The following is an 823-nucleotide window of genomic DNA, read 5'->3' as shown; positions in this document are numbered from 1 at the left end:
AGCAAAGGCGAGCGTTAGAGAGTCCAGCCCGCGTTTTTTGCGGGCGATTTTTCCTACCCTTGTTATGCATTTTTTTGCACCTTACCCAAATAGATTAAAGGTAATGCGATAGCCACTACCAATGACCAAGTATAGATAAACGCAGCCGCTACAGCATGTATAGCTATTAGGTACATGGCTAGATTTTTTTGTTTGCCGAAAAGTAGAATTAGACCCGTTAAGATACAAGCAAAAATTGAAACCAAAGTAAAAATGAATAGCCAGCTACCTGACTCGCTTGGAGACAACGCGTATTTGGCAGATGATATTGCAAGCTGAACAGAATCTAGGCAGTCAGGCCGAGCAGAAAATAGAAACACCCACCATATGGCTATAAGAGCCACTGCACCTAACAAGCTTAATGTTCCTGCGATTTTGCTACCCATTGCGATCTCTTAGTGCATAACAGTTAATTCTACGTACCCGATACGGGTATCACTTTTCAATTAGGTTAACACCTTCGGAAGGATCAATTCATTAATAATCATAGACTTATGAGACTTCCGTTTTTTCAAATTGCGCACACTCTTTAGCAAATGCGTACTGAATACGCATTTGCTAATTCATTACCTCCTTAAAATCAGAGCTTTATAAGAGTAAGCAGTGATACCCGCCGCTCGCGCGGTTATCACAGCCGACCTGTAGATATAATTTGAACCTACACAACTCGACCTCTCGAAGCAGGTGCGATCAAAGCGTTAAGGTCTGCAATCTTCTTCGAAGCGGGCATGGTGAACTGCGAAGCACTAACAGCGGCTTTTGTCTAATTACATGCATTAATTGA

1 protein-coding gene is annotated in these 823 nt (G+C 42.2%); it reads right to left on the bottom strand.

The genetic code is table 11. From position 1 onward, the window contains the following. Nucleotides 1-62 precede the first annotated feature (62 nt). Nucleotides 63-425 (bottom strand): hypothetical protein, encoded by a 363-nt coding sequence (locus tag A3762_RS05300; protein WP_068502542.1) that lies wholly within the window; start codon nucleotides 423-425, stop codon nucleotides 63-65. Nucleotides 426-823 lie beyond the last annotated feature (398 nt).

It is taken from the genome of Oleiphilus sp. HI0125 (assembly GCF_001635355.1).
Note: the sequence above shows the minus strand (reverse complement) of the source record. Positions and strands in the feature narration are given on the sequence as shown.

What these genes read in the sequence shown, in the direction of transcription:
- A3762_RS05300 (WP_068502542.1), bottom strand. Translation starts at nt 425, where the DNA reads ATGGGTAGCAAAATCGCAGGAACATTAAGCTTGTTAGGTGCAGTGGCT.